At 46.7% G+C, this 24,604-nt stretch carries 21 protein-coding genes; 5 read left to right on the forward strand and 16 right to left on the reverse strand.

What is annotated here, in order from left to right:
- The first annotated feature begins 42 nt into the window (after positions 1 to 42).
- On the forward strand, positions 43 to 1,677 hold the full coding sequence (locus UL82_RS08070; RefSeq protein WP_046440263.1) for a peptide chain release factor 3: 1,635 nt from the start codon (positions 43 to 45) through the stop codon (positions 1,675 to 1,677).
- Positions 1,678 to 1,702: 25 nt separating this feature from the next.
- On the opposite strand, the gene UL82_RS08075 is transcribed toward UL82_RS08070, so the two are convergent.
- Positions 1,703 to 2,356: a membrane protein gene (locus UL82_RS08075; RefSeq protein ID WP_046440265.1), complete on the reverse strand. Its 654-nt coding sequence runs from the start codon at positions 2,354 to 2,356 to the stop codon at positions 1,703 to 1,705.
- Between the two features lie 391 nt (positions 2,357 to 2,747).
- Between UL82_RS08075 and UL82_RS08080 the strand changes: the two genes are divergently transcribed.
- The 3 genes from UL82_RS08080 to UL82_RS08090 all read left to right on the forward strand — a co-directional run bounded on the left by UL82_RS08080 (position 2,748) and on the right by UL82_RS08090 (position 6,606).
- Positions 2,748 to 4,172 carry a glyceraldehyde-3-phosphate dehydrogenase gene (locus tag UL82_RS08080; RefSeq protein WP_046440268.1) on the forward strand — a complete coding sequence of 475 codons (1,425 nt, stop codon included), beginning with the start codon at positions 2,748 to 2,750 and terminating at the stop codon, positions 4,170 to 4,172.
- 166 nt (positions 4,173 to 4,338) lie between these two features.
- Positions 4,339 to 5,511: a DUF6882 domain-containing protein gene (locus UL82_RS08085; protein WP_046440270.1), complete on the forward strand. Its 1,173-nt coding sequence runs from the start codon at positions 4,339 to 4,341 to the stop codon at positions 5,509 to 5,511.
- A 297-nt stretch (positions 5,512 to 5,808) separates the two neighbouring features.
- Entirely contained in the window at positions 5,809 to 6,606 is a 798-nt protein-coding gene (locus UL82_RS08090; protein ID WP_046440272.1) for an HAD family hydrolase, read from the forward strand.
- Positions 6,607 to 6,655: 49 nt separating this feature from the next.
- On the opposite strand, the gene ppk2 is transcribed toward UL82_RS08090, so the two are convergent.
- The 11 genes from ppk2 to UL82_RS08145 all read right to left on the reverse strand — a co-directional run bounded on the left by ppk2 (position 6,656) and on the right by UL82_RS08145 (position 19,628).
- The gene (gene ppk2 / locus UL82_RS08095; RefSeq protein WP_046440275.1) at positions 6,656 to 7,537 is read right to left on the reverse strand and encodes a polyphosphate kinase 2; all 882 of its coding nucleotides are present in this window, start codon (positions 7,535 to 7,537) and stop codon (positions 6,656 to 6,658) included.
- A 46-nt stretch (positions 7,538 to 7,583) separates the two neighbouring features.
- On the reverse strand, positions 7,584 to 7,907 hold the full coding sequence (locus UL82_RS08100) for a putative quinol monooxygenase (RefSeq protein WP_046440277.1): 324 nt from the start codon (positions 7,905 to 7,907) through the stop codon (positions 7,584 to 7,586).
- A gap of 68 nt (positions 7,908 to 7,975) precedes the next feature.
- Positions 7,976 to 9,778 carry an ABC-F family ATP-binding cassette domain-containing protein gene (locus UL82_RS08105; protein ID WP_046440279.1) on the reverse strand — a complete coding sequence of 601 codons (1,803 nt, stop codon included), beginning with the start codon at positions 9,776 to 9,778 and terminating at the stop codon, positions 7,976 to 7,978.
- A 4-nt stretch (positions 9,779 to 9,782) separates the two neighbouring features.
- Positions 9,783 to 10,676 (reverse strand): 4-(cytidine 5'-diphospho)-2-C-methyl-D-erythritol kinase, encoded by an 894-nt coding sequence (locus UL82_RS08110; protein WP_046440281.1) that lies wholly within the window; start codon positions 10,674 to 10,676, stop codon positions 9,783 to 9,785.
- Positions 10,677 to 11,522: a 16S rRNA (adenine(1518)-N(6)/adenine(1519)-N(6))-dimethyltransferase RsmA gene (rsmA, locus tag UL82_RS08115; protein ID WP_046440283.1), complete on the reverse strand. Its 846-nt coding sequence runs from the start codon at positions 11,520 to 11,522 to the stop codon at positions 10,677 to 10,679.
- Positions 11,523 to 11,671: 149 nt separating this feature from the next.
- Positions 11,672 to 12,823 carry a resuscitation-promoting factor gene (locus UL82_RS08120; protein ID WP_046440285.1) on the reverse strand — a complete coding sequence of 384 codons (1,152 nt, stop codon included), beginning with the start codon at positions 12,821 to 12,823 and terminating at the stop codon, positions 11,672 to 11,674.
- Positions 12,824 to 13,106: 283 nt separating this feature from the next.
- Positions 13,107 to 14,114 carry an iron-siderophore ABC transporter substrate-binding protein gene (locus tag UL82_RS08125; RefSeq protein ID WP_046440287.1) on the reverse strand — a complete coding sequence of 336 codons (1,008 nt, stop codon included), beginning with the start codon at positions 14,112 to 14,114 and terminating at the stop codon, positions 13,107 to 13,109.
- A gap of 68 nt (positions 14,115 to 14,182) precedes the next feature.
- Positions 14,183 to 15,010 (reverse strand): TatD family hydrolase, encoded by an 828-nt coding sequence (locus tag UL82_RS08130; protein WP_046440289.1) that lies wholly within the window; start codon positions 15,008 to 15,010, stop codon positions 14,183 to 14,185.
- Positions 15,011 to 15,017: 7 nt separating this feature from the next.
- Complete coding sequence (gene metG / locus UL82_RS08135) at positions 15,018 to 16,844, reverse strand: methionine--tRNA ligase (RefSeq protein ID WP_046440290.1); 1,827 nt, start codon at positions 16,842 to 16,844, stop codon at positions 15,018 to 15,020.
- A gap of 14 nt (positions 16,845 to 16,858) precedes the next feature.
- Positions 16,859 to 17,719, reverse strand: coding sequence for a 16S rRNA (cytidine(1402)-2'-O)-methyltransferase (rsmI, locus tag UL82_RS08140; RefSeq protein ID WP_046440292.1), 861 nt, complete (start codon positions 17,717 to 17,719; stop codon positions 16,859 to 16,861).
- 115 nt (positions 17,720 to 17,834) lie between these two features.
- The gene (locus UL82_RS08145) at positions 17,835 to 19,628 is read right to left on the reverse strand and encodes a BCCT family transporter (protein WP_232009463.1); all 1,794 of its coding nucleotides are present in this window, start codon (positions 19,626 to 19,628) and stop codon (positions 17,835 to 17,837) included.
- Positions 19,629 to 19,989: 361 nt separating this feature from the next.
- Between UL82_RS08145 and UL82_RS08150 the strand changes: the two genes are divergently transcribed.
- The gene (locus tag UL82_RS08150; protein ID WP_046440293.1) at positions 19,990 to 21,543 is read left to right on the forward strand and encodes a dolichyl-phosphate-mannose--protein mannosyltransferase; all 1,554 of its coding nucleotides are present in this window, start codon (positions 19,990 to 19,992) and stop codon (positions 21,541 to 21,543) included.
- A gap of 64 nt (positions 21,544 to 21,607) precedes the next feature.
- Here the strand turns inward: UL82_RS08150 and UL82_RS08155 are convergent, their stop codons facing one another.
- From UL82_RS08155 to UL82_RS08170, 4 genes are all read right to left on the reverse strand, one after another.
- Positions 21,608 to 22,282, reverse strand: a complete 675-nt coding sequence (locus UL82_RS08155) for a zf-HC2 domain-containing protein (RefSeq protein ID WP_046440295.1) — start codon at positions 22,280 to 22,282, stop codon at positions 21,608 to 21,610.
- Positions 22,269 to 22,682: a DoxX family protein gene (locus UL82_RS08160; RefSeq protein ID WP_046441397.1), complete on the reverse strand. Its 414-nt coding sequence runs from the start codon at positions 22,680 to 22,682 to the stop codon at positions 22,269 to 22,271. The genes UL82_RS08155 and UL82_RS08160 overlap by 14 nt, the downstream gene beginning before the upstream one ends.
- A 31-nt stretch (positions 22,683 to 22,713) precedes the next feature.
- The gene (sepX, locus tag UL82_RS08165) at positions 22,714 to 23,805 is read right to left on the reverse strand and encodes a divisome protein SepX/GlpR (protein ID WP_046440297.1); all 1,092 of its coding nucleotides are present in this window, start codon (positions 23,803 to 23,805) and stop codon (positions 22,714 to 22,716) included.
- A 91-nt stretch (positions 23,806 to 23,896) separates the two neighbouring features.
- Positions 23,897 to 24,589: a GNAT family N-acetyltransferase gene (locus tag UL82_RS08170; RefSeq protein WP_232009464.1), complete on the reverse strand. Its 693-nt coding sequence runs from the start codon at positions 24,587 to 24,589 to the stop codon at positions 23,897 to 23,899.
- Between the last annotated feature and the right edge of the window lie 15 nt (positions 24,590 to 24,604).

Here is a 24,604-nt window from a genome sequence, read left to right on the forward strand (position 1 = left end):
TGAGTTGGGCACAACTTGTCGGGGGCATTATTCTGTTAGTTTATGAGCTCAACCACTGCCGAGGCTTCACGCCGTCGTACATTCGCTGTTATTGCCCACCCTGATGCTGGTAAATCCACACTCACCGAGGCACTGGCATTGCACGCGCATATGATCTCGGAGGCTGGTGCTGTCCACGGCAAGGCTGGGCGTAAAGCCACTGTGTCGGACTGGATGGAGATGGAAAAAGATCGCGGTATTTCCATCGCTTCCTCAGCATTGCAATTTGAGTATGCTCCAGAAGGCCATACTGGCAAACCTTATATGATTAACTTGGTCGATACCCCAGGTCACGCAGATTTCTCCGAAGATACCTACCGCGTGCTGACCGCTGTTGATGCCGCCGTTATGCTTATCGACGCAGCAAAAGGTTTAGAGCCACAGACCTTAAAACTTTTTAAAGTGTGTAAAGCACGTGGCTTGCCTATTATCACGGTCATTAACAAATGGGACCGTCCAGGTCGTACTCCCCTAGAATTAGTCGATGAGATCGTTACCGAGATTGATCTGCAACCTACTCCCCTTTTTTGGCCGGTAGGCGAAGCGGGCGATTTCCGCGGCCTGGCGCGTATTAACGATGATGGTGAAGCTGAGCAATACATTCACTTCCTGCGTACTGCGGGTGGTTCGACTATTGCTCCTGAAGAACTTTTCGCCCCAGAGGCTGCCTTAGAAAAAGAAGAAGAGGCTTGGGAAACTGCTGCTGAGGAAGTAGAGCTTCTTGCTGCCGATGGTGCTTTGCATAATCAGGAACTATTTTTAGAAGGCGAAACCTCACCACTGATTTTTGCCTCGGCAATGCTTAATTTTGGGGTGCATCAAATCCTTGATACCTTGTGTGCTCTGGCTCCAGCACCTGCTGGCCGTAACTCTGATGAGTCAGTCGTTGCTACAGCTACTTCAGCTATCGATGCTCAACGAGAAGTCACCGATGATTTCTCTGGTGTTATTTTCAAGGTTCAGGCGGGTATGGATAAAAACCACCGCGATTCTTTAGCTTTTATGCGTATTGTTTCTGGTGAGTTTGATCGTGGTATGCAGGTAACACATGCGCAATCTGGGCGTAGTTTTTCTACTAAATACGCACTCACTGTCTTTGGTCGGACTCGCTCGACAGTAGAAACAGCTTTCCCTGGCGATATTGTTGGTTTGGTCAATGCGGGTTCGCTTGCTCCTGGCGATACCATTTATGCTGGCCGTAAGGTTCAATATCCACCAATGCCGCAATTCGCGCCAGAGCACTTCCGTACCCTACGAGCTAAAAGCTTGGGCAAGTATAAGCAGTTCCGTAAGGCACTGGATCAATTAGCAGCCGAAGGTGTGGTACAGATTTTGCGTAACGACGCCCGAGGTGATGCTGCACCAGTTATGGCTGCGGTGGGTCCAATGCAGTTCGAAGTGATGATGGCACGTATGGATAATGAATACAACGTCGAAACTGTTGCCGATCCTATCCCTTATTCGGTTGCCCGACGCACCACTAATAAAACTGCTCCTGAACTTGCTAAACAACGCGGTGTGGAAATTTTTACTCGTACCGATGGTGAATTAGTGGCACTTTTTGGTGATAAGTGGAAGCTTGCTTTTATCGAAAAAGAGCATCCCGAATTCGAGCTATTCCCGATGGTTGCTGATTAATTCTCACACCAATAAAGAACTGTTTTTATAGATGCAGGACACCCATCGCGATTAAGACGATGGCGATAAAATAGCCCGAATATTGGCTAGCTTGATCTTTGTGTCCTCGCATCCACATAAAAAAGCGTCCGGCAGGGCTTTCTGGGTAGTGACGAACCATGGCCACTAACAGTGCGGTAAGAAAAGGCAAGCTTAATGCCAAGCTGGCATAAAAAAACATGCCTACATAGCGCACCATAACTGAAAAATCTCCTGCGCTTAGTACCGCAATGCCGGCAAAAAAGGGCGCTGAGGTTACTGATTGGATCATTCCTAGTGCCATTCCACCAAAAAAAGTTTTTATTGATGGCCGCTGTAGTGGTGGTAGCAGTTTGGCCATCAGCTCAGTGGAATCCCCACCTTTTAGTGCTAGGAAGAAACTAATAACTCCCACCACAATCAAGATAATGCCAAAGGTAGGAGATTCTACTAGGGTTTTTACAATCTCTCCTAGGCCATCAAAAATAAACATCGTCACTAGTGCCAGCAGGAATACTCCCAGCCAATCACCAGCAATAAGTAAACTAACGATTTTGCCGTATTTACCATTTTTAGGTTGCATCACACCGACTACTACGATCAGCCCGATGAGTAAGACATTTAATGAGTCCAATAGGGCGTAGATAACGGCGTGAAACATAAAAACAAGAATCCTTCACCATAGGTAGGCCGGTACGTACACCGCGTACGTACCAATAAAAGCGATTGTGCTAGGTACCAAAGTCTACCTAGTTCTTAGTCTTTGCTCCCAGTTGTCTTAGCTGGTTTCGACATTCGTCGATAAGCCTCATCTACCGCGCAACACATAATGGCTCATTTGGTTTCTTCTTCCTTCATGTGAGTTTTTAGCTAAGTACCCACAATGATGTAATAAAAACAAATAAAACAAAAATAGCACTCCCCCTTTTTGTGGCATTATCTACCCCTTATCCACCTTATTAACTGGATTTATGCGTTAGCATGGCTTGCGTTGCCAGGACTATGGCACATATTTGACTCCCCTTAAGACCACAAGGACGTATGAACGCACTATGGCTCAAGACTGGAATGAAAAAATCACTACTGCTTATGCGATGCTGCCACTTATCAAACAGTTGCACCACAATAATGTGACCGTTTCTATATGCGGTCGATTACTTATCAATAGCACCGATATTGAGATTATTAAGGCACACCGTTACTCGCGACTTAGCTCTACTTCTGAGCTCAGCCCAGCAGATACTTTGCCTATTGTGCAAGCATTAACCACTCTTGATCTCACAGCTAGTTCCATTGATCTTGGCCGGTTAGCAATAAAATACCGCGAAGTTGGCGGAAACCTCATCGAGTTTCTACGCACTGAACTAGCCGAAGTTATTGGCTGCAACAATACTCTTCCCAATCAGGACATTGTTCTTTATGGTTTCGGCCGGATTGGTCGACTGCTCGCACGTATCCTTATTCATCGCGAAGCCACCAATGGAGCACATCTACGAGCTATCGTCGTTCGCAAAAATGGCGAGCAAGATCTTATCAAGCGTGCTTCGTTACTTCGTCGAGATTCCGTACATGGTCCTTTTACCGGCACCATCACTGTTGATGAAGACAATGACATCATTTGGGCAAATGGCACCAAGATCCAAGTCATCTACTCTCAGGATCCAGCCACCATTGATTACACTGCCTATGGCATTAATGACGCTATCGTTATCGACAATACTGGCCGCTGGCGTGACCGGGAGGGTTTAAGCCGACATTTACAATCTACCGGAGTAAAGAAAGTAGTGCTGACCGCACCGGGTAAGGGGGATCTGCCCAATATCGTCTACGGTATCAACCACCTCGATATTGATAATGGCGATCAAATTATTACCGCTGCATCATGTACTACTAATGGCATTACCCCAGTCCTAAAAGTGATCAACGATCACTATGGGGTGCAATACGGGCATGTAGAAACAGTGCACTCTTTTACCAATGACCAAAACCTCATTGATAACTTCCATAAGGGCGAGCGACGCGGACGCGCAGCTGGTTTGAATATGGTGCTCACCGAAACCGGCGCAGCCAAAGCTGTTGCTAAGGCATTACCAGAGCTAACCGGAAAACTTACCGGAAACGCTATCCGGGTTCCCACCCCAGATGTATCCATGGCAGTGCTTCACCTCACCTTAGATAAAGAGGTAACCCGTGACGAGGTAAATACCCTTATGGATAAGGTCTCCTTGTACTCCGATTTACGCCAACAGATTGCCTACACTCATTCCCCAGAGGTTGTTTCCAGCGATTTTGTTGGCTCTACACATGCCGGAATCGTCGATGGTCTTGCTACTATCGCCACCGGCAATCACCTGATTCTGTATGTGTGGTACGACAACGAATATGGTTATTCCAACCAAGTTATTCGCGTTGTTGAGCACATTGCTAAAACAAGCCGAAAAGTACTGCCTCAGCGCATTCCTTCACAAGAGATTTAATAAACCTACTGGTTACCACTATTGTGCCTTGCTATCGCTAGCTGCGATGCAAGGCATTTTTTATTCTTAGCTGGTATACCACCAGGTTGACTTTCACACCACAAAGACAAGAAAGAATAAGATAAGAAGAAACTTTTGTGCCAGGATTTAATTTTGAGGAACCTTTATGCACCTTACTGATCCCACAACCCTTACCGAGGTTGTACTTGATGGACACTTTGCTCGCATTGAAGCAGATGAAAGCTATCGACAACTTATTCCAATCCCCACCGAACACCACTTTCGCCGCACCGATGATGGTTACCAAGTAGACGCAGGTGATCATAGCTTTGCCGCACAGCGAGTAGCTTGTGTTCAAGATGATCAATGGCAGTGGCAGCGTGAAGCTCCTTTTGCCGTAGCAGAGCTTCATGGTCAGCTACCCGCCACCAATGAGCTTATCGATGCTGCCCGTACTATTTTTGGGCCCGGACCGGCTTTTCTTGTGCCCACCGATACTGGTTATGATGTCATTATTATCGACTGCACTATTCTTATCCCGATTCGACAAACCCTTGCGCTCGGGTTGGCTCATTTTAATGCCCAAAACTCAACTACTGAGGTAATACGTGCTCTTACTGCCTATGCCGGTAGGCGTGACCTTGATATTCGTATTCTTCACAATCAGGTTGATATTGCTGAAAATGGCCATATTCATAGCATTGATCTAACTACTCGTAGCCTCATTGGTGCGATGAATATTGATGAACTCTATGCTCGCACAGCATTAATGTCTCAAGAATCGCAATTTCTTTTCCATGCCCGCCACCCACAACCACTGTGCGCACTAAACGCAAAAGAATCTACCTGTACGATAAATAATCAGATTTACCATGCAGTATTAGTGGCAACACTACGCGATAATGTGTGGTGGTGGTCTTATGATGATCCGCGTACAAGCAAACTGCCAATTTCTCAAGGTGCCCTAGAAATCAAACGTTTTGCCACCGATTACGCAATCCCTGAACTACTACGCACAGAAACCTCTTCCGCACAAGCACAGCTGTTACACTTTGATGAGGTAGCCAAACCAATTATCAAGCATTGGGCACATGCTTTTGTGCATTTCGATGACGATACTAGTGCGCTTGTTCTCCTCGATGGGCCAGCGCTGCGCCTGCCACAGCCAACGGTCTATGCCACCCAAGCAACTCTGAATACTCTCAATGACACTACCGATCGTGCTACTGCTATTAATAGTTATGCGCTTTTCCGGGGTATTCCACTAGAAACAGATGAATTTCATACCACTGCAACGCTCTCGCTTAGCGACGGCACGATTGAAGTTTCTTTAGGGTAATTTCTCCCCGGCGATAACACTCATACTGTAGTAGTTTCGATCAAGACAAAGTAATAAAATACGTGCGGTGTAATCTCTCTGTGCTGTGGCTTGGATCTTTTTAAAATCACAATACTGATTGCACACCCACGTGTTTTAACTTGTTTTTGTAACACCACCGATTCACACTACACAGTAACCTCCGAGTAATGAGACTCAGTTGTATTGATCGGTGTTGCATACCACCGAATTTTTTCTCCTCGCTTCTGCTTACTACCATGAATAAGAATCCCACCTATACCAATGTGAGGAAAACACATGGATTACCGCCTGGTTGTCTCAGATATGGACGGCACATTACTCAATAACGACCACGCTATCCCCGATAGCTTTTGGCCGCTTCTCGACGAACTTCATCTACGCGGTATCACCTTTGCCCCGGCTTCTGGACGTCAACTTTTCACACTTCAAGAGCAATTTTCCCGTGCTAAAAATATAAGTTTTATTGCCGAAAATGGAACGGTGGTGTACCACCAAGGCGAAATTATTTCGCTGACTGCCCTTGATAAAGAATGTGTTATCAAACTCTTAGATACGTTCTATGCGTATCCAGATATGGAGTGGGGATTAATTTTGTGCCGTGCCGATGGCGCATATATCCAACACAATGATTCTGATTTCTTAACGGAATACACGCGTTACTATGCCAAGCTCACTGCTGTGGAAGATCTCTACGCCATGGTTAATGACGAGGTAATAAAGATTGCTATTTATTCTGTTCCCGATGCCGAAACAGCAGCGTACCCTCTGTTTACACAGGCGGCACAGCAGGTTAATATCTCAGTTTCTGGTGCGCATTGGATTGATGTAATGAATCCAAAAGCAAATAAAGGAATTGCTCTCCAACAGCTTGCCCAAGCTATGGATATCCCGATAACTCAAACCTTAGCCTTTGGTGATTTCCTTAATGATCTGGAACTAATCCAGACTGCGGGAACCAGCTACGCTATGGATAACGCTCACCCGCATATTAAAGAGATAGCGGATTTTATTGCCCCCAGTAATGCCGAAGAAGGCGTTATCACCACCTTGCATTCGCTTATCCAGGAAAAATAATTAAAGCTAAGCTCTGTGGCTGGAATTTTTCAGCCACAGAGCTTATTGGCTAGTGGTTTTCAGAAGATTTTTTCTTCTTATTTCTCGATTCCAATTCAGCCGCCACATCGGGAACATAGCGAAAATGTGAACGCGGTGGGCGCTGATAGGAAGAATAAGATACCGGACGCTGAGGGATCTCTGGAATATCTACCTCAATTTTCTCATAAGGAATAGTAGATAGAAGATGGCTAATCACATTAATTCGGCTGCGTTTTTTATCTTCCGATTCCACGGTGTACCAAGGAGCTGCTGGAATATCGGTATGGATAAACATCTCATCTTTTGCACGCGAATATTCTTCCCAGCGAGTAATTGATTGTAGATCCATAGGCGATAGTTTCCAGCGTCGTAAAGGATCATTACGACGAGATTGAAAACGCGCAATTTGTTCTTCATCCGATACTGAAAACCAGTATTTGCGCAGCATAATTCCATCTTCAACTAATAATTGTTCGAAGATAGGGGCTTGCTGCAAAAAGCGACGATATTCCCATGGGCTAGCAAAACCCATGACCCGCTCCACCCCAGCACGGTTGTACCATGAACGATCAAAGATAACTATCTCACCGGCAGTAGGTAGTTTTTCTACATAACGCTGAAAATACCACTGCCCCCGCTCCCTGGAATTGGGCGCTGGTAGGGCTTCGATACGGCAGGTACGCGGATTAAGATACTGGGTTATGCGCTTAATGGCGGAGCCTTTACCAGCAGCATCTCTGCCTTCCATGATAACTACGAGACGAGCACCAGTTTCTACTACCCACTGTTGCATATCAACCAATTCGGCTTGCAAGCGTTTGAGCTCTTTTTCGTAGGCCTTCTTGGAAAGCTTTGGGGAGTAAATCTTTTCTTGATTACTCCCAGCTGCGCTAAGGTCCTTTTTCACCATGGTCGGTATCCTTATCAGTTTTTCTGACTCACAGTATGAAAACTGGTTATTTCACCTCAAATTCAGTGAGCTTATCCCACGTCAGCTTTCCTGGAATCTTGGTGTTAATAATGTCGGGAGTTTCTAGGAAATACTGTGGAAGCTCTTCTTGGGCACGCTGAAAATGTTGACTTGTTACGTGTGCAACATCGGCATCGTCGTGGAAGGCCTCGATAAGCAAGAATTCATTAGTTTTCTGCGGATCGCGATACCACTCGAAGAAAATATTTCCTTCCTCATTACGAGTAGCTTCGGTAAACCATTCCACCTCAGAAAGGAAAGACTCTGCATATTCTGGTCGCACTTTATAGCGCACATTAATCAAAATCATGGCGCCCAGTTTAGCAACGACGCTCTTGTCTACGCCGAGTTCTTTTTAAGAACCTACTTTCTTTTAGGCTAATGCTCTAATTTTTCTCCCAATTCCAGCCACTGCATTTCTAACTCTTCATGTTCACCGGTTACAGCTATTAATTGATCATTAAGTTCTTGGAGGCGTTCTGTTTCTAGCTTTTCGGCGGCACTAGTCATATCTGCGGTTAATTGCTCAATGCGTTCGGCAAGTTTTGCCATTTTTCGCTCTAACGCATTCATTTGCTTATTCAACTCACGTTCTTCACGCGCGCTAATCTTAGGCGTTGTTTCTGCGACCGGGGTTTCTTTTGTATGTATTCCTAAATCAATGACTGCTGTTTGAGCGGTTAATGCTTTTCGACGCTGCATATACTCATCAATTCCACCAGGTAGATTGCTTAACCTACCGTCGCCAAATAATGCCCAGGTACTATCGGCAATACGTTCAATAAGATAACGATCGTGCGAGATCACAACAAGTGTTCCCGCCCAGCTATCTAATAAAGCTTCTAACTCTTGGAGAGTATCAATATCAAGATCGTTGGTTGGCTCGTCGAGAAGCAAAAGGTTTGGCTCGCTCATAAGCACTCTAGTTAGTTGCAAACGGCGACGTTCACCACCAGAAAGATCACCTACCGGAGTGCGCTGTCGTTTCGGTGAAAAACCCAAGCGTTCAGCAAGTTGGGAAGCCGAAAGCTCTTTTTTACCTAGCCGGACATACGATGCTACATCTTCTACTGCATCCAACAATCGCATTGTGGGATCAAGATCATCGAGTTCCTGGCGTAACCACCCCATGCGTACAGTACGTCCCTCGATACGTTTGCCAGCGGCAAGTGGGTATTCACCAGCTAAGGTACGCAATAAAGTAGTTTTTCCGGAACCATTAACCCCTACTAGGCCGATACGTTCTCCAGGAGCAAGCCGCCAGGTCAGTCGATCAACAAGTACCTTTTTATCCGGGGCTTCTATGCGTGCATCTTCTAGTTCAACAACAACTTTTCCTTGGCGTTGTTGGGAAAAAGCCATCAGTTCAATCTTGTTTCGATGCTCTGGCACATCAGCAATTAATGCTTCAGCGGCCTCAATACGATACCGAGGTTTTGAGGTTCGTGCGGGGGCTCCTCGTCGTAGCCAGGCTAACTCTTTACGGGCAAGGTTTTGGCGCCGTTGTTCCATAGCATCTGCTTGACGGGCACGTTCTGCTCGGGCGAAAATCCAATCGTTATAACCACCTTCATAGGCATCTACCTGGCCATCGTGGACTTCCCAGGTTTTGGTGGCCACGGTATCTAAAAACCACCTATCGTGGGTAACAACCACAACTGCTATCTTGCGCGCTAATAGGTGATCAGCTAACCACTGCACACCTTCCACATCTAAATGGTTGGTAGGCTCGTCGAGCACAATTAAATCTAGATCGTGTACTAAGGCTGCAGCAAGATTAACTCGACGACGTTCGCCACCAGAAAGATCACCAACTAATGTGTCTAAGCCAAAATTTATAATGCCCAGGCCAGCTAAAACTTCACGGACTTTGGCATTTGATGCCCACTCAAATATTTCTAGATCCAGCGAACCAATAACTACCTCAGCAACGGTTGCTGTTGGGTCAAGTTCTGCGCGCTGGGTAACTACGGCCATACGCAACTGCGAATTATGACTTACTCGACCACTATCAGGTGCTTCAATTCCAGCGAGGACTTCTAACAAAGTGGTTTTACCACCACCATTAAGGCCAACTACCCCAATGCGATCGCCAGTTTGAACCCCTAAACTAACCGAATCGAGCGGGGTAATCAGGCCAAAAGACTTGGTTACGTTTTCTAAATTGATTAAATTAGCCACGTTTTTACTCTATTACCTCTTCTACCCGTGCTCCTGGGGCAGGTGAACACGCTGTTATTGCTTTACCGAGCAGCCGCAATTCTGCAGCTACCTCCTCAGCTATGTGGGCATCTTCGCATAAAAAGGCACACGTTGGCCCGGAACCGGAAACGATTGCGGCTAACGCACCTGCGTTTTTACCTGCTGCTAACACTCGACGCAGCCGTGGTTGTAAAGAAATTGCTGCTGCTTGCATATCATTATGTAAATAAGCGGCTAGTTCATGTGGATCACCGCTGCGCAACGCAGCCTTCAATTCTTCTACCGCTAATACTGGGGTTCGCTCTAAAGTATCTAATTTTTTAAATACCGTCGGGGTTGATAATCCCTCGTGGGAAAAAGCTAGTGCCCAGTAATAGCTACCTCGGCTAAGTACTGGCGTTAAAATTTCTCCTCGTCCAGTAGCTTGTTGAGTGCCGCCAACCAAAGTAAAAGGCACATCGCTGCCTAGCTCAGCAGCCAGAGCCAATAAAGTTTCCTCACTTACTGCCGGGCTAATAAGCTTATTCATTGCGCGCAGACCAGCAGCTGCATCAGCACTGCCTCCGGCCATACCTCCCGCAGTTGGAATCCCTTTTTTTAAGGTGATCTGTACTCCAAAGGGTTCTCCTTGATGCAGAGCATAAAGTTTTTCTACTGCTTGCCACAACAAATTTGTCGCATCAGTGGGTACTCCCGGCGCGCCAGAGCAATCTAGGCTAAGTACCCCATCGCCAACGCAAGTAGTCAATGTAATCTCATCGTAGAGATCAAGCGCTTGGAAAATAGTAGACAGCTCGTGATAGCCATCTTCGCGTAGTGCGCCAACTCCTAGGTGCAAATTTACCTTGGCATAGCCACGTGCTTGTACCGTAGTCATTTACGCTACCTCGGCTAAGCGCACATAATCGTTGATACTTAATTTTTCGCCCCGCAAACTAGGATCAATACCTGCTTTTTCTAAAGCTTGACCAGCGAGTTGAGCACTACCAAAATAGCCGCTTAGTGCAGCACGTAAAGTTTTGCGACGCTGTGCGAAAGCGGCGTCGATAAGCGGGAAGAGCTGCTTAGTGCTTAGTGTCCACGGGCTTGGTTGGTAGCGGTCAATGCGTACCAAACCGGATTCAATTTTTGGTGCTGGCCAAAAGACATTTTTTCCAATTGCACCTGCTCTAGATACTTTGCCATAGTAGCTAGCTTTAACACTAGGTACCCCATAAATTTTCGAGCCAGGTTGTGCCGATAGCCGATCTGCAACCTCTGCTTGCACCATAACTAGCACTCGGTTGATGCTCGGAAAAATCTCTAATAGATGCAGTAACACCGGCACACTAACGTTATAGGGCAAATTGGCTACTAACGCGGTGGGATGGTGAATATCGGTGGCGGTAATTTTTAGTGCATCTTGGTGGATAAGCTCCAGCCGATTGCTTAGTTCTGCTGCACGCTGAGAAACCGTAATCGGTAATTGGGCGGCCAGACGCGGATCAATCTCAACGGCAGTAACTTTTTCTACGGTTTCCAATAGGGCAAGGGTCAATGAGCCCAAGCCAGGGCCGACCTCAATAACGTGATCCTGCGGTAATAGCTCTGCGGCAGATACAATCATGCGCACAGTGTTGGGGTCGTGAACGAAATTTTGGCCAAGTTTTTTGGTCGGCTGAATATCTAAGGTCTCTGCCAACTGACGAATCTCTACTGGGCCTAACAACTGTGCCTTGCTCATGAGATAAAAATTTACCTGAAAGCCACCGTTTGCTACGACTTCACTACAAAGAAAAAGAAAACACACTGTTTTCTAGCTGATTATTTACTCCACTTAGCTAAAAATACAGTGTGTTTCTTTAATTTTTCCTTGTCGACGATATTTTTTACCTAGCGAAGTCCCATTTTCGAGGTACATGCTGGCCAAGCACCCCAACCTTGGGCTGCTTGTACTTTTTGCGCAATTGCGATTTGTTCTTCTCTAGTAGCCATATGTGCATAAGGGGCGTATTCCCCACCACCAAAGCCAAGCCAGGTTTGGGCGGTAAATTGCAGGCCACCATAAAAACCATTGCCAGTATTAATTGCCCAGTTACCAGTAGCCTCACATTGAGCTAATTCATCCCACACCGAACCGCTAGCAACAGCTGGAGCAGTGCTAGGTTCTTTAGTACCACGCTTGATAGTGGCAGCTATTGCTGGAGTGAGAATATTTTCCCGCACGATTTCATTTGCGGATTCAGCACCATTGGTAGTGGTAATTTTTCGAGTAACATCACGCTCACCGCTGACTGGCTCAGTGATAACAGTTTCTTCGCCTTGGTATACCGTGGGGTCGTCAATATAGGTCGGTTCTACCTCGTAGGTTTCCCTACCGTTTAACTCGGTGACCTCAACGTGCTCGACCGTGATATTCATATTCTTTACCACCGGCGTGGTTAAAGCTGGGGTAACAATATCATCCTGGTCAACGCGGATTCCGCGAGCAGTTAACACATCGGCAACAGTAGCCGCAGCAATAGCGGTGTACACGGTCTTACCGCCGTCGTTAAGCGTAATAACTTTCGGAGTAACCACATCAATTTTTAAGCCCTCGGAACCAATTTTGGTATCGGCGGACTTACTCAGTGCCAGGGCATCAATGTTTATCGAGACATCTTCTAGCTGAGTGATAAGTTCCTCAACCGTAGTAGCGTTGGTATCAATAGTTCGTGGTTTACCGTCAACAACTACTGAAACTTGCTTGGCGGTTTTCACCATAATGTGATTGCCGTGTGCCAAAGTAGTCGATAGTGCTGGAGAAACAATATCCTTGTCGCTAACACTAATTCCGGCCTGCTTTAAAGCACCACTAACGTCTGAGCTTAAGGTAGCTAGCTGAATACGCTCACCATTGACATCAATGGTGACATCTTTTTTAGCTACTACTACGCTTGTCCCACCAACTGCTAGCACAGCCAACATGCCACCAGTGGCAAGGCGCAGCGGAATAGACCGGGTGGAGCTTACTCGATTGAGTCGTGATTTCTGGTGGAATCCCACTTTTAGTTCACTTTTCTTCTCGACGACATGACCTTAAGGATAAACAGCGCAGCTATCCCATCCCTATAACGATACGGTAACAATACCACCTCGTCGATATATTTTAAGACAATAATTTCCCAATCTAAAAAGACATCCCACTAGAACAATTCCCTTTTTCCTCTTGCTTATCATTGGTCACAAAAATAACTAAAAAGAACAAAAAAATAGGGCACATGTCACATGTGCCCTACTGTGTAGTTCTTATTAAAGGCGTCGCAACGCCCCACAACTACCGATTAATTTAACCTGCCAACTCAGCTAACTGTGGTTCTAGAATATCCAAAGCGTAATTGGTAGCCTCAACCGTACCAATAGAGAATGCCTGTGCAAGCTCACCATCTACAACAACATATTTACCATCAGTAACTGCAGGCAATGCGCGCCATGCAGCATCAGCTTCAAGTTCTTGCGCACTCACACCAATTGGCAAGGCAAAAACAATATCGGAATTTGTTTGCGAAAGATTTTCCGCAGAAACCGTGACATAGAAGCTATCGTTTTTCTCGCCTTCAGCCGCAACCCATGGGTTCTCTTGGAAACCAAGATCAAGCAGCAGATCCATACGAGCATCGCCAGATTTATACGCACCCCATGCTTCAGAGGTCTTTGCCAATACCGATACGCTACGCTGCGACCATTGTGGGTGTGCACTAGCAATACTTTCAATCCGTGCATCCAGATCGGCTAATTGCTGGGTTCCTTCTGCTTGTTTACCCAAGGCGGCAGCAATCATGGTTACTTGCTGTTCACGAGTGGTCAACCAATTATCACCATCAGCTGGTACACCTACAACTGGCGCAATAGCAGACAAAGTGTTGTAGCGATCCTGATCGCCTGAACTACGCACATCCAAAATCAAATCTGGCTGCAATGCGGCAATAGCCTCGTACTTAAGCTCAGTGGTTCCCAAAATCTCTGGAGACTGCTCAAATTCTTCACTCACCCATGGCCCAACACCATTACCGCCGAAACCTAACCAATCAGATACACCAACTGGTTGGATACCCAAAGATAATGCGGTTTCCGCATCGCCCCAGCCTAACGCAACAACGCGTTGTGGTTGTTCGGTGATGGTAACTTCACCAAACTTGGTCTCAATAGATACTGGGAATGCGCCCTCTGCTGCCTTAACGGTGGTGGTTGCAGCAGTAGCATCAGATGTGGTGGTAGATTCGCCGCCGGAGCAGCTTGCCAACCCCAAGGCGGCAGTAACTGCTATCGCGCAGGCGACAATCTTTGACGTTTTCACGTATAGTCTTCTTTCCTATTTGGAGTTACAAACAGGTTTTGACCTTACCTTAAGCGACTTAGAAGTGTCTATCCTAAGCCATATACGCGATCAAAATTATCTGATACCGCATGAGCAAAATCTGCTACTGGCATACCTCGCATCTCAGCTACACATAATGCAGTGTGACCAATAAGGCTAGGTTCATTACGCGCTCCGCGGAAAGGCTCGGGGGTCATATATGGTGCATCGGTTTCGATAAGAATTTGCGCTAATGGCGCCATACGTGCAATTTCTCGTAGCTCCTCATTGCGCTTAAACGTAATATTTCCAGCAAAACTAAGCACATAACCACGATCAAGTGCTTTTTTAGCGATATCTAATGGCGAAGAAAAACAATGCAAAATAGTTGCCACAGGGTTTTCAAGACCGGCAAGCACATCCAGCAGTTCTGTGTCAGCTTCCCGATTATGAATCATCAGCGCCTTATTTACTGACAGTGCTAACTGCACATGCCAGTGCAAGGCCTCGATCTGAGTATCTAGATCAGCAGTTTGCTCAGGGGCATGGCGCAACCAATAAGTATCTAACCCGGTTTCACCAATAGCCACACACTTGGGATCAGCAGCCATATGCGTAAGGCGTTGACGGGCCGCATCATCAAGCTCTTGTGCACGGGTAGGGTGAATCGCACAGGCAGCATAGACATTGGCGAAATCCCGAGCGGTAGCCAATGCCTGTTCTGCCTCTGCTAAACCATCGCCAACTGTGCATAACTTAGCCACACCTGCTGCTTGAGCACGCGCGATAAGCTCAGCTGCTGGATCCACACAGGAAGCCAAATGTGTATGAGCGTCGACAAGCTCTGGAATGAACTCGGCCGGAACTGGTAGTGGGCGAGGTTTTTTCTTAGCCATAGTTACCCTACTTGATTGCTGCCCACTCTGGACCAGTCTGGCCAAGCTCAGGATCAAGCTTGGCAATCAGTGGCTTAGGCTTAGCCAATGGCGTTGCTGGCACCATATCAATTCGCTCCCAGCGAGCTTGCTGAGTGGTGTAGTCGCCGGTAATTATCGGATAGGTCTGTCCTTTTTCAGGCAGATTCACCCCTACTAGCTCTACGTCTTGATCATCACTGACTTCTCGAATCTCTGGACGCGCTGCCCATACCCCACTTCGACCTAAAGTCTCATGTACTTGTTGGGCGATGTGAGGCAGATATGGGGTAAGCATGACATTACAATCGCTTACCACTTGTAATGCTGTCCACAAAACAGTGGCTAAACGTTCGCGCTGAGCATCATCTTTAGCTAATTTCCATGGCTCGTGTTCAGCAATATACGCATTCGCCTCACCGACTACATGCATAATCGCAGTAATTCCCTGCTTAAACTTAGACTGTTCTAATGCAGCACCTACCTCAGCCATGGTAGATTCAGCGAGTTCTAAAATGCGCTTATCACTATCTGTTAGCTCGCCTGGGGTAGGCACTTCACCGAAATTCTTATGCGCCATAGACACAGTACGGTTAACTAGATTGCCCCAGCCATTAGCTAGCTCATTATTAATCCGACGGACAAATTCATCCCAGGTGAAATCGGTGTCATTATTTTCTGGGCCAGCAACCGCAATGAAATAGCGCAATGGATCAGGGCCGAACTCCTTTAAGAAATCCTTCACATAGATAACTACGCCTTTCGACGAAGAAAACTTCGAGCCACTCATCGTAAGAAACTCTGAAGACACAACCTCGGTGGGAAGATTAAGCTCGCCTAGTTCTCCTGCCTGGCCGCCTTTAGCACCTTTACCCTGATAGCCCAATAGTTCTGCTGGCCAAATCTGAGAGTGAAAAGTAATATTATCTTTGCCCATAAAATAATATGAGCGCGCTTCAGGATTCAGCCACCACTGCTGCCAAGCATCTGGTTGGCCACTGCGATATGCCCATTCAATAGAAGCAGAGAGATAACCAACAACCGCATCAAACCACACATAAAGCTTCTTCGATGGATTATTCTCCCAACCTTCCACAGGAATTGGAATACCCCAATCAATATCGCGGCTCATGGCACGCGGACGTAGATCTTCTAGCAGATTCAAGGAGAACTTCAGTACATTAGGTCGCCAGTCTTGTCGACCTGCTAACCACTGGCCTAAGGCTTCAGCTAGTGCGGGAAGATCAAGCAAAAAATGCTCAGTTTCAATAAACTCTGGCGTTTCACCATTGATCTTAGAAACTGGGTTAATAAGGTCAGCCGGATCTAGCTGATTACCGCAGGTATCACACTGATCTCCCCGGGCACCTTCAGTGCCACAAATCGGACAGGTACCTTCAATATAACGATCAGGAAGAGTGCGTCCCGTCGAGGGTGAGATCGCTCCCATAGTGGTTTCTTTGATCATGTACCCGTTTTGGTACAAACCTTTAAACAACTGCTGCACAATCGCATAGTGGTTACGAGTAGTTGTGCGTGTGAAAAGGTCGTAGCTTAAGCCCAAACCAGTGAGATCTTCGACAATTTGACGATTATAGCGATCGGCAAGTTCTTTAACTGTGACGCCTTCTTTATCGGCTTGCACCAACAACGGCGTACCGTGCTCATCGGTGCCCGAAACCATAAGAACATTTGCACCGCGCATTCGCTGATAACGAGCAAAAACATCTGAGGGAACACCAAAACCTGCCACGTGTCCAATGTGGCGAGGGCCGTTGGCATATGGCCAAGCGACGGAGACGAGCACATTATTCATAGCTACCTACCTTATCAGCGAGCCTTTAAAACTGCGTCATACAGCTCTTTCTTACGTACGCCATATTCTTTTGCCACTTGACTACAGGCATCTTTAAGCCGCTGTCCTGTTGTTACTAATTGTTCTACCTCGTCAACAAGCTCGCTAACATCACGTAGTACTGCGGTACGAACCCCTTCAATAACAACAGTGATTTCTCCGCGCAAGCCCCCGCTTGCCCACTGGGCTAGTTCTGCCAAACTAGCACGTTTGACCTCTTCAAAGGTTTTGGTCAATTCACGCACAACTGCTGCCCTGCGATCTGGACCTAAAACTTCAACAGCTTGTGCCAAAGTATCGGCAATGCGGTGCGGAGACTCGAAAAAACATACCGTGCGAGTTTCAGTGCGTAAAGATTCCAACCAGCTACGTCTTTGCCCGCTTTTACGTGGCGCAAAACCATCGAAAGCAAATTTACCCACCTGCAAACCCGATAATGCCAACGCGGTAGTTACCGCTGAAGGACCTGGAAAACAAGTAATAGGGATACCAGCATCGTGTGCTTTTTCCACTAATGCAAATCCAGGATCAGAAACCAAGGGCATTCCAGCATCGGTAACAACCACAACTGTTGCATGTCGAGCATAGTCAATTAACTGTTGCGCCCGACCGTCTTCATTATGGTCAAAATTGCTAAGCACCTGTCCACGAATGTCAACCCCCAGTGCTAGGGCTAACTGACGGGTGCGCCGAGTATCTTCTGCTGCAATGTAGTCGGCTTCGGCTAATGCTTGTTTTAATCTAGGCGAGGCATCACCAATATTGCCTAGTGGGGTGGCCGCTAGGATAATACCGCGCGGCAAAGGTGCTACTGCTTGGGCAGCCGAATTAGTCATAGCCTCTAGTCTGACATGAAGGCTGCTAGCAAAACCAACTTGCCACCTAGCTATACAGATAAATAGCCCCCAGTATTCCTACTGAGGGCTATCCGCATACTTCACAGCCAAGCTGTTATGCCTTAAGTTTATTTTTCTGGTGTTTCTGAGTGCGTTGTTGTTGGCGACGCTTTTTAGCCCGCTCTCGTTTTTCGTGCTCAATATGAATCCGACGTTCCCTAGCAAGACGAGAAGCAAAGCGTTGTTGCTCGCGATAGTCGAGGTAGATTTCGTCGTTACGCAAATCCTGCAAAATAGCAAACATCAGCAAGAAAATTACTAAGAGGAAAGGCGTAGCGGCCACAATAGTAATATTTTGCAAATTACTTAATACATTATCGCCACCAGAAACCAACATAACCACACCAATAACTGCTACCAATGCGCCCCACATAGCGGAAACATATTTATTAGCATCGGTTTGCCCGCCTTGACTCATCGAACCCATCACAGTGGATGCAGAGTCTGCAGAAGTAACAAAGAAAGTACCTAATAAGATCACCGCAACAACTCCCATGACCTGGCCACCCGGGAATTCATGCAATAAGGCAAAAAGTTGGTTTGCCGCAGAGCCGTCACCATAGATGGAACGTCCCTTTTGTTCAAGGTGGATTGCTGTACCACCGAAAATAGCGAACCACACCACTGATACCACTGAGGGCACTAAAATAACACCAAATAAGAATTCTCTAATGGTGCGCCCGCGCGAAATACGAGCGAGAAACATGCCAACAAATGGGCTCCAGGAAATCCACCATGCCCAGTAGAAAATAGTCCAGGAACTTAAGAAGTCGCCTGCGCTACCGTTAGCAGACTCAGCAGTACGTCCAATCATCTCAAAGAAATTTGATAGATATGCACCAATAGATCCAGGGATGAAATTGAGAATAGATACAGTTGGTCCGACAATGAAAACGAAAATGGCAAGGATCGCTGCCAGGATCATATTTGCATTGGATACGTATTGAATACCTTTGCCCACACCCGACATGGCAGAAAGTAAAAAGGCTAAGGTAAGCACGGCAACGATGGCAATAATGGTGCCCATAGCTGGATTTTCAACAATGCCAGCAGCGGTAAGACCAGCACTAATCTGGGTTGCACCAACACCTAAAGAACATGCGGTACCAAAGATAGTGGCCACAATTGCCAAAATATCAATAATTCTGCCCGGCCAGCCTTTTGCCCCACGTTCACCAAGAAGCGGAGTAAAGGCAGAACTCAGTAACTGACGACGCCCCAAACGGAAAGTGGAATAAGCAATTGCGAGGCCAAAAATGCCATAAATTGCCCACGGGTGCAATGTCCAGTGCAGCAAGGTTGCGCTCATAGCCTGGCCAACATTATTGGCGTCATGTCCTGGCACACCGTTGAGATAATGATTCAGTGGCTCGGCAACACCATAGAACATCAAACCAATGCCCATACCGGCGGCAAACATCATGGCGATCCAGCTCACCGTAGAAAATTCTGGGGCTTCATCGGTGCGACCAAGTTTAATGGTGCCAAAATTACTCACGGCAAGGGCTATAGCAAAGAAAAGGAAAACGCTACTAAATAGGATAAACGCCCAGCCAAGGTTAGTCACTACCCAACTTAATCCGGTTGAGGCGAACGTCGAAAAGCTATCCCCGGCTAACAATCCCCAAATAACAACTCCTAATACAATTGCTACCGCAGGAATCGCTACCTTAAAATCAATTTTGGCGTCTTCGTCTTCTCCCTCGTAGATAATTTCTTCTTCTGGTTGTGCCGCGTGTTCTTCAATCACCTCACGGCCTGCCAACATAGTGGCCAATTGTTCGGTTGCTGTAGTCTCCGAGAAACTCGTATCAGAGTTAGCTTCTTGTGGTTTCTCTTGATCAGTCATGCCTTCCATTGTTCCTATAAGCTTGAACATTGGAAATTGCTAGCAGCTAATACATAACTTATTAATGCTTTTCGCAGGCATTTTCTTGCCTTAAATTTCACTAAAGCCGCTGGCTATACCTGTAACCCAAGACACAATATAACAAAATTACAACATTTCCTTATTGTCGATCGTTTTATAGCAATTTCTGTATATATTCGATTCTTTTGGCATAACAGCATGTCCTAGCCAGCATACTCATTAGTAAGGCTTCTACTAGAGCATAATGATGATGTACATGTCACCAGTTTTCTTCGGACTGGAAAGTACAAACTCTCGGGCAAAACTGACTATTGCTACGCCAACACATAGAATATCTTCCGTGAGTACTCAAGCCCCCTCTCTACCCCGCGGACGTTTTGAACATCTCCGGGCGCCAAACGCGCCCGTGCCGTTTATCTGGACCCGGCAGGACACCCAATCCACATTGCTTATCGCGATTCTCGCGCTAATTACCCGGTTTATTGGTCTTAGTTCAGCTACGGCCTCCAATACCCCGGTTTTTGATGAGAAACACTATGTTCCTCAAGCCTGGGACATAGTGGAATCTTGGCTTAATCCGCTTACTGGTGGCATTGAGTCTAATCCCGGTTATGGGTTAGTGGTACACCCTCCCCTGGCTAAACAAATCGAAGCTTTTGGCGAAATGATCTTCGGCTATACCCCGTTAGGTTGGCGAGTCATGTCCGCGTGCTTCGGGGTGGTTACGGTACTTCTTATTATGGCTATTGCCCGCAGGCTGAGCCATTCCACCGTGGTTGCTAGTTTTGCTGGCATCCTAGCGCTTTTCGACGGCGTACTCTTGGTTACCTCACGATTCGGCATGCTCGATATCTTCCAGGTCACTTTTATTGTTGCTGCCGCGTGGGCGCTTATTCGTGACCATCAGCAAATGGATAAACGTCTTTATACCGCATGGGTGGAGCAAAAAATAAGCACTCACTTTGGCCCTCGGCTTGGGTTCCGTTGGTGGCGATTTACTTGCGGCGTTTTTCTTGGTCTCTCTCTTTCCGTGAAGTGGTCGGGGCTATACTACATGACATTTTTTGGTCTCCTAGCGGTAGGCATGGATTATCTACTGCGTCGTAAATATGGTGTACCACAGGCTTTTATCGGTACGCTTGTCCGCGATGCATTCGCTGCTTTCGCTTCCCTAGTACTGCTTCCTGTTGCTCTTTATATTTGGAGCTGGCGGGCATGGTTTGCTGAAGAAACCTCAGTGTATCGGCATGCCTTAAGCAATGGCACAATTAGTTCGGATGGTTTTTTAGCTAAGTTGCCGGAACCAATCGCTGGCTGGTTGTATTATCACTCATCAGTATTAGAATTCCATGCCTCGCTGACTAGTTCTTCCGGGCATTCACACCCGTGGGATTCCAAGCCATGGGCCTGGTTGGCTGCAGTACGACCAATTTTGTACTACTCGGTTACCGATGTAGATTGCGAAGGCGAATGTCGACGCATGATTTATCTTTTTGGTACCCCAGCAATTTGGTGGCTGACGGTTCCAATTATGTGCTGGGCACTGTGGTCTTTGATTATCCGTAAAGATCTACGCTACCTCGTACCAGTTGTCACATTCTTAGCTGGGTTTTTGCCTTGGTTAGCTGCTTATGATCGCCAAATGTATTTCTTCTACGCCACTGCATTAGTACCTTTTACCATCGTGATGATCTCGCTAGCCTTAGGGAATTTAGTGGCCTATGGAAAGAAAATACGCTTCAAAAAATTAGAGCTGACCACTGGCTCAATGATAGTCATTGGGTATTTGGCCTTAGTAGCAGCAATGTTTGTGTATTTTTCTGCGCTTTTTTATGGCTATCCCATCCCGAACTCTTTCTATGAGGACATGATGTGGTTGCCTAGCTGGCGCTAATCACTACACAAAAGAAGCCTATCGACACTAGCTCAACGTCGATAGGCTTTTTTAATATCAGTAGTTAAGAATGTGGTGCCGCCCCAAGGGAACGAATCAATGAACTGACATACACCCACCCATGTGATACCGACCAGTTCCACAATAAAACCAGCAACGAAAATAACACGAGAAGAAGATAAGTAAGCGTTTCTTGATTAAGCTGACCAAGAGCAAAATCACGCACCGCAAAACCAAAACTAAACATCCATAATGCCCCCATCATTGGCAATAATCCCCCAGCTACGCGTGGTTGCCAGCTAGTAAACAAAAGACCAAAACCAATAGCACAACGCAAACTTACCGTCTCCATTGCCACCCGCATATAGTAAGGATCAACTACTACCGCACTACTGGTATCAGTGGCGTTTGTCATAAGCAAAGCTATTGCCCATAAAACCCAACCCACACCAACAATAACCATGGCAATTCGGGATAAAAAAGCATTAAGGGTTCGAGTTGTCACTTGGCGACGCCACGTTGATTCCACCCCGGCGAGAATCTCATCAGAAAGATCCGGAACGTTTATTTCTACATCGTTAAATGCAAAAAGGCGATTCACATCGGCGGCACGATCATAAAAGGCGCGACACTGAGCGCATCCAGCTACATGGACATCAATAAGATCGCTATCAAGTGGGCTCGGTTCGCCGTCGAGTTGTGCTGATAGTGCGGCTTGAACCTGCTCACAGGTCAACACGAAGCAACACCTCATCGAGACTAGCTCGACCCGAGCCAAAAACAACAATCATTAATAGTGCGGTAATAAGCACCAAGGGGTATTCAAAACCATCATTTGTAATAAAAAATCCGGTATCTAAATGCACAAAATAAATAGCCGCGATCATATATATAGCGAGTGCACCAGCAACAAAAGTGGTAAGAAGACCAAAGATAAGCAGACTACCGCCTACTAGTTCAGAAGTAGCCGCTACATAGGCGCTCAGTTTTGGCTGTGGCACGCCGATTTCAATAAATTGCTCGGTAGTATGGGTTAGCCCGGTGCGAAAAAATTTATCATAACCGTGGGCAACAAAAACGATGCCCAATACAGCGCGCAAAAATAGTAGTGCGCCGTCTCGAGTAATCGGTTTGTTCATTTGTCCTGCCTCACCTTGCATTAATGCATCTTTAGCCTACGCGGCGAGTACCAATCTCATCATAGTCATCATCTATGCCATCATCGGTGTAGCTCACCATATCAAGCTCTTCAAAATCAGGGCTTTCATCATCGACTTCTAGCACTACTGCGCCCGGATGGCGCAAACGCTGAGGAATCCCCAAATCGTCATCATAAGCAGTACGCACACCAAGAGCTGCACGACGAAGCATCTGCACTCGACGGCGATGCAACTTCTCTTCGGCAACTACCTGTTTACGTAGCGCATACATATACATACCAGTCAATAGCAGTGCTAATGCAGCTGCGAACCAGCTCCAACCGCCAACAAATACAGCAGTAATAATAGTGGCTACTACGGTAACGCCTAACCCGATGAGGGTACGCATTCTACGACGATTTCGCTCTAATCGTGCTGCACGTTCAATTTCAGGTTTCCAGGCACCCCGGCGCGACTGAGCAAAATCAAACTCTTCATCGGTGAGTTCATCGTTAAGTTCTACCGCTTCTTCTGCTACTGCGGGATCCACCGCAACTGCGGTGGTCTGTTCTTCGTCTACAGTATCTTCAGTATCGGAATACATAAGATCTTCTGGTGAAGCATATGCATCATCATAGTGGTAGTAGCCAGCAACTTCGTCGTAGTCGTCATAGTCGAGCGCATAGTCGTTTTCTACCTCAGTGGTTTCTTCATCATAGTGAGCCACCGGTAATTCTTCGACAATATCGCCGTCGATAATCTCTTCGACTAATTGTTGGTTACGATCAGATTCGTCACGGCGAAGAGAAATTTTTTCTTTTGCGGCATTAATTACTGATTCAAAGTCATGCTCTGGGGCATCATCAACCAGGATTTCTTCCTCAGCTTGGTCAGCTTGATCTTCGAAAGCTAATTCTTCGTCGCTATTTTGTCTCTCCAACCGGGGGCGCAAGCGCGGACGAGGAGCATGAACTGGTGTTTTTGAACCACCGGCAAAAACAACGTGGGTTTCATCAAAACCATCACCAGCTTTACGGATTGGACGTTGGCTACGTAGCAGCCATGGTGCAAGCACAAAAAGCCACACCACAATGATCAGTCCGATAATCAGAGCGCTGGTCACGAATTTTTACCTTCCGCCGACAATTTTGCCATGTCAGGGAAATACTAATCTTGCCAATAAGCGTTTTCTTCGTGCCACGCCGTAAACCAGCCTAACGCAGCCTCGACTGTCTACGCAGGCGCTCCACACAGCTTATTTGATAATCTTCCACAGTTTGAGCGACTAAAAAATGATCCTGCCATTGGCCATTAATGTGCAAATTACGCTGTAAATATCCTTCCTCACGAAAACCATTAGCCTCAAGAACGCGTTTCGACGCGAGATTATCCGGCAAATAGGTTGCAGTAACCCGGTGCACCCCGATGCGAGAAAAAGCATGATCGACTCCTAGCGCGCAAGCAGCAGTAGCAACGCCTTTACCAGTGTGTTCGCTAGTAACCCAGTAACCGATCCAGCAATCAGAAACAATTCCATGCTGAATATTTCCTAAGGTAATTTGCCCGACAAACTGTCCTTCTAGTTCGATGACAAATGGAATTGCTAATCCTGCGGTAGCTGCTTGTTGAATGCCAGAAAAATAATTACGCCAAGCCCCACCAGAATGAGCGTTAGGCCAATTAACCGGTACTGTTGGTTCAACTGGTTCCAATATTTCTTGATCAGCGATTCTTAGCGCAGACCAGCGCTTACCATCGGTGTATCGAATAGGATAAAGGCGCAGTTTTTCGTCGTTAGGCAAAACCACCGTCGGGGTATACTCTGGCCATCCTGGATGCACACGATCTACCACACCAGAAGCGGAATGAGCCTGCGGTTTCAGCAGCTGCTCTAAAAAACGAAACACACTATTAAAACTAAT

Origin of the sequence: Corynebacterium kutscheri, assembly GCF_000980835.1 — a bacterium.
Classification (GTDB): domain Bacteria; phylum Actinomycetota; class Actinomycetes; order Mycobacteriales; family Mycobacteriaceae; genus Corynebacterium; species Corynebacterium kutscheri.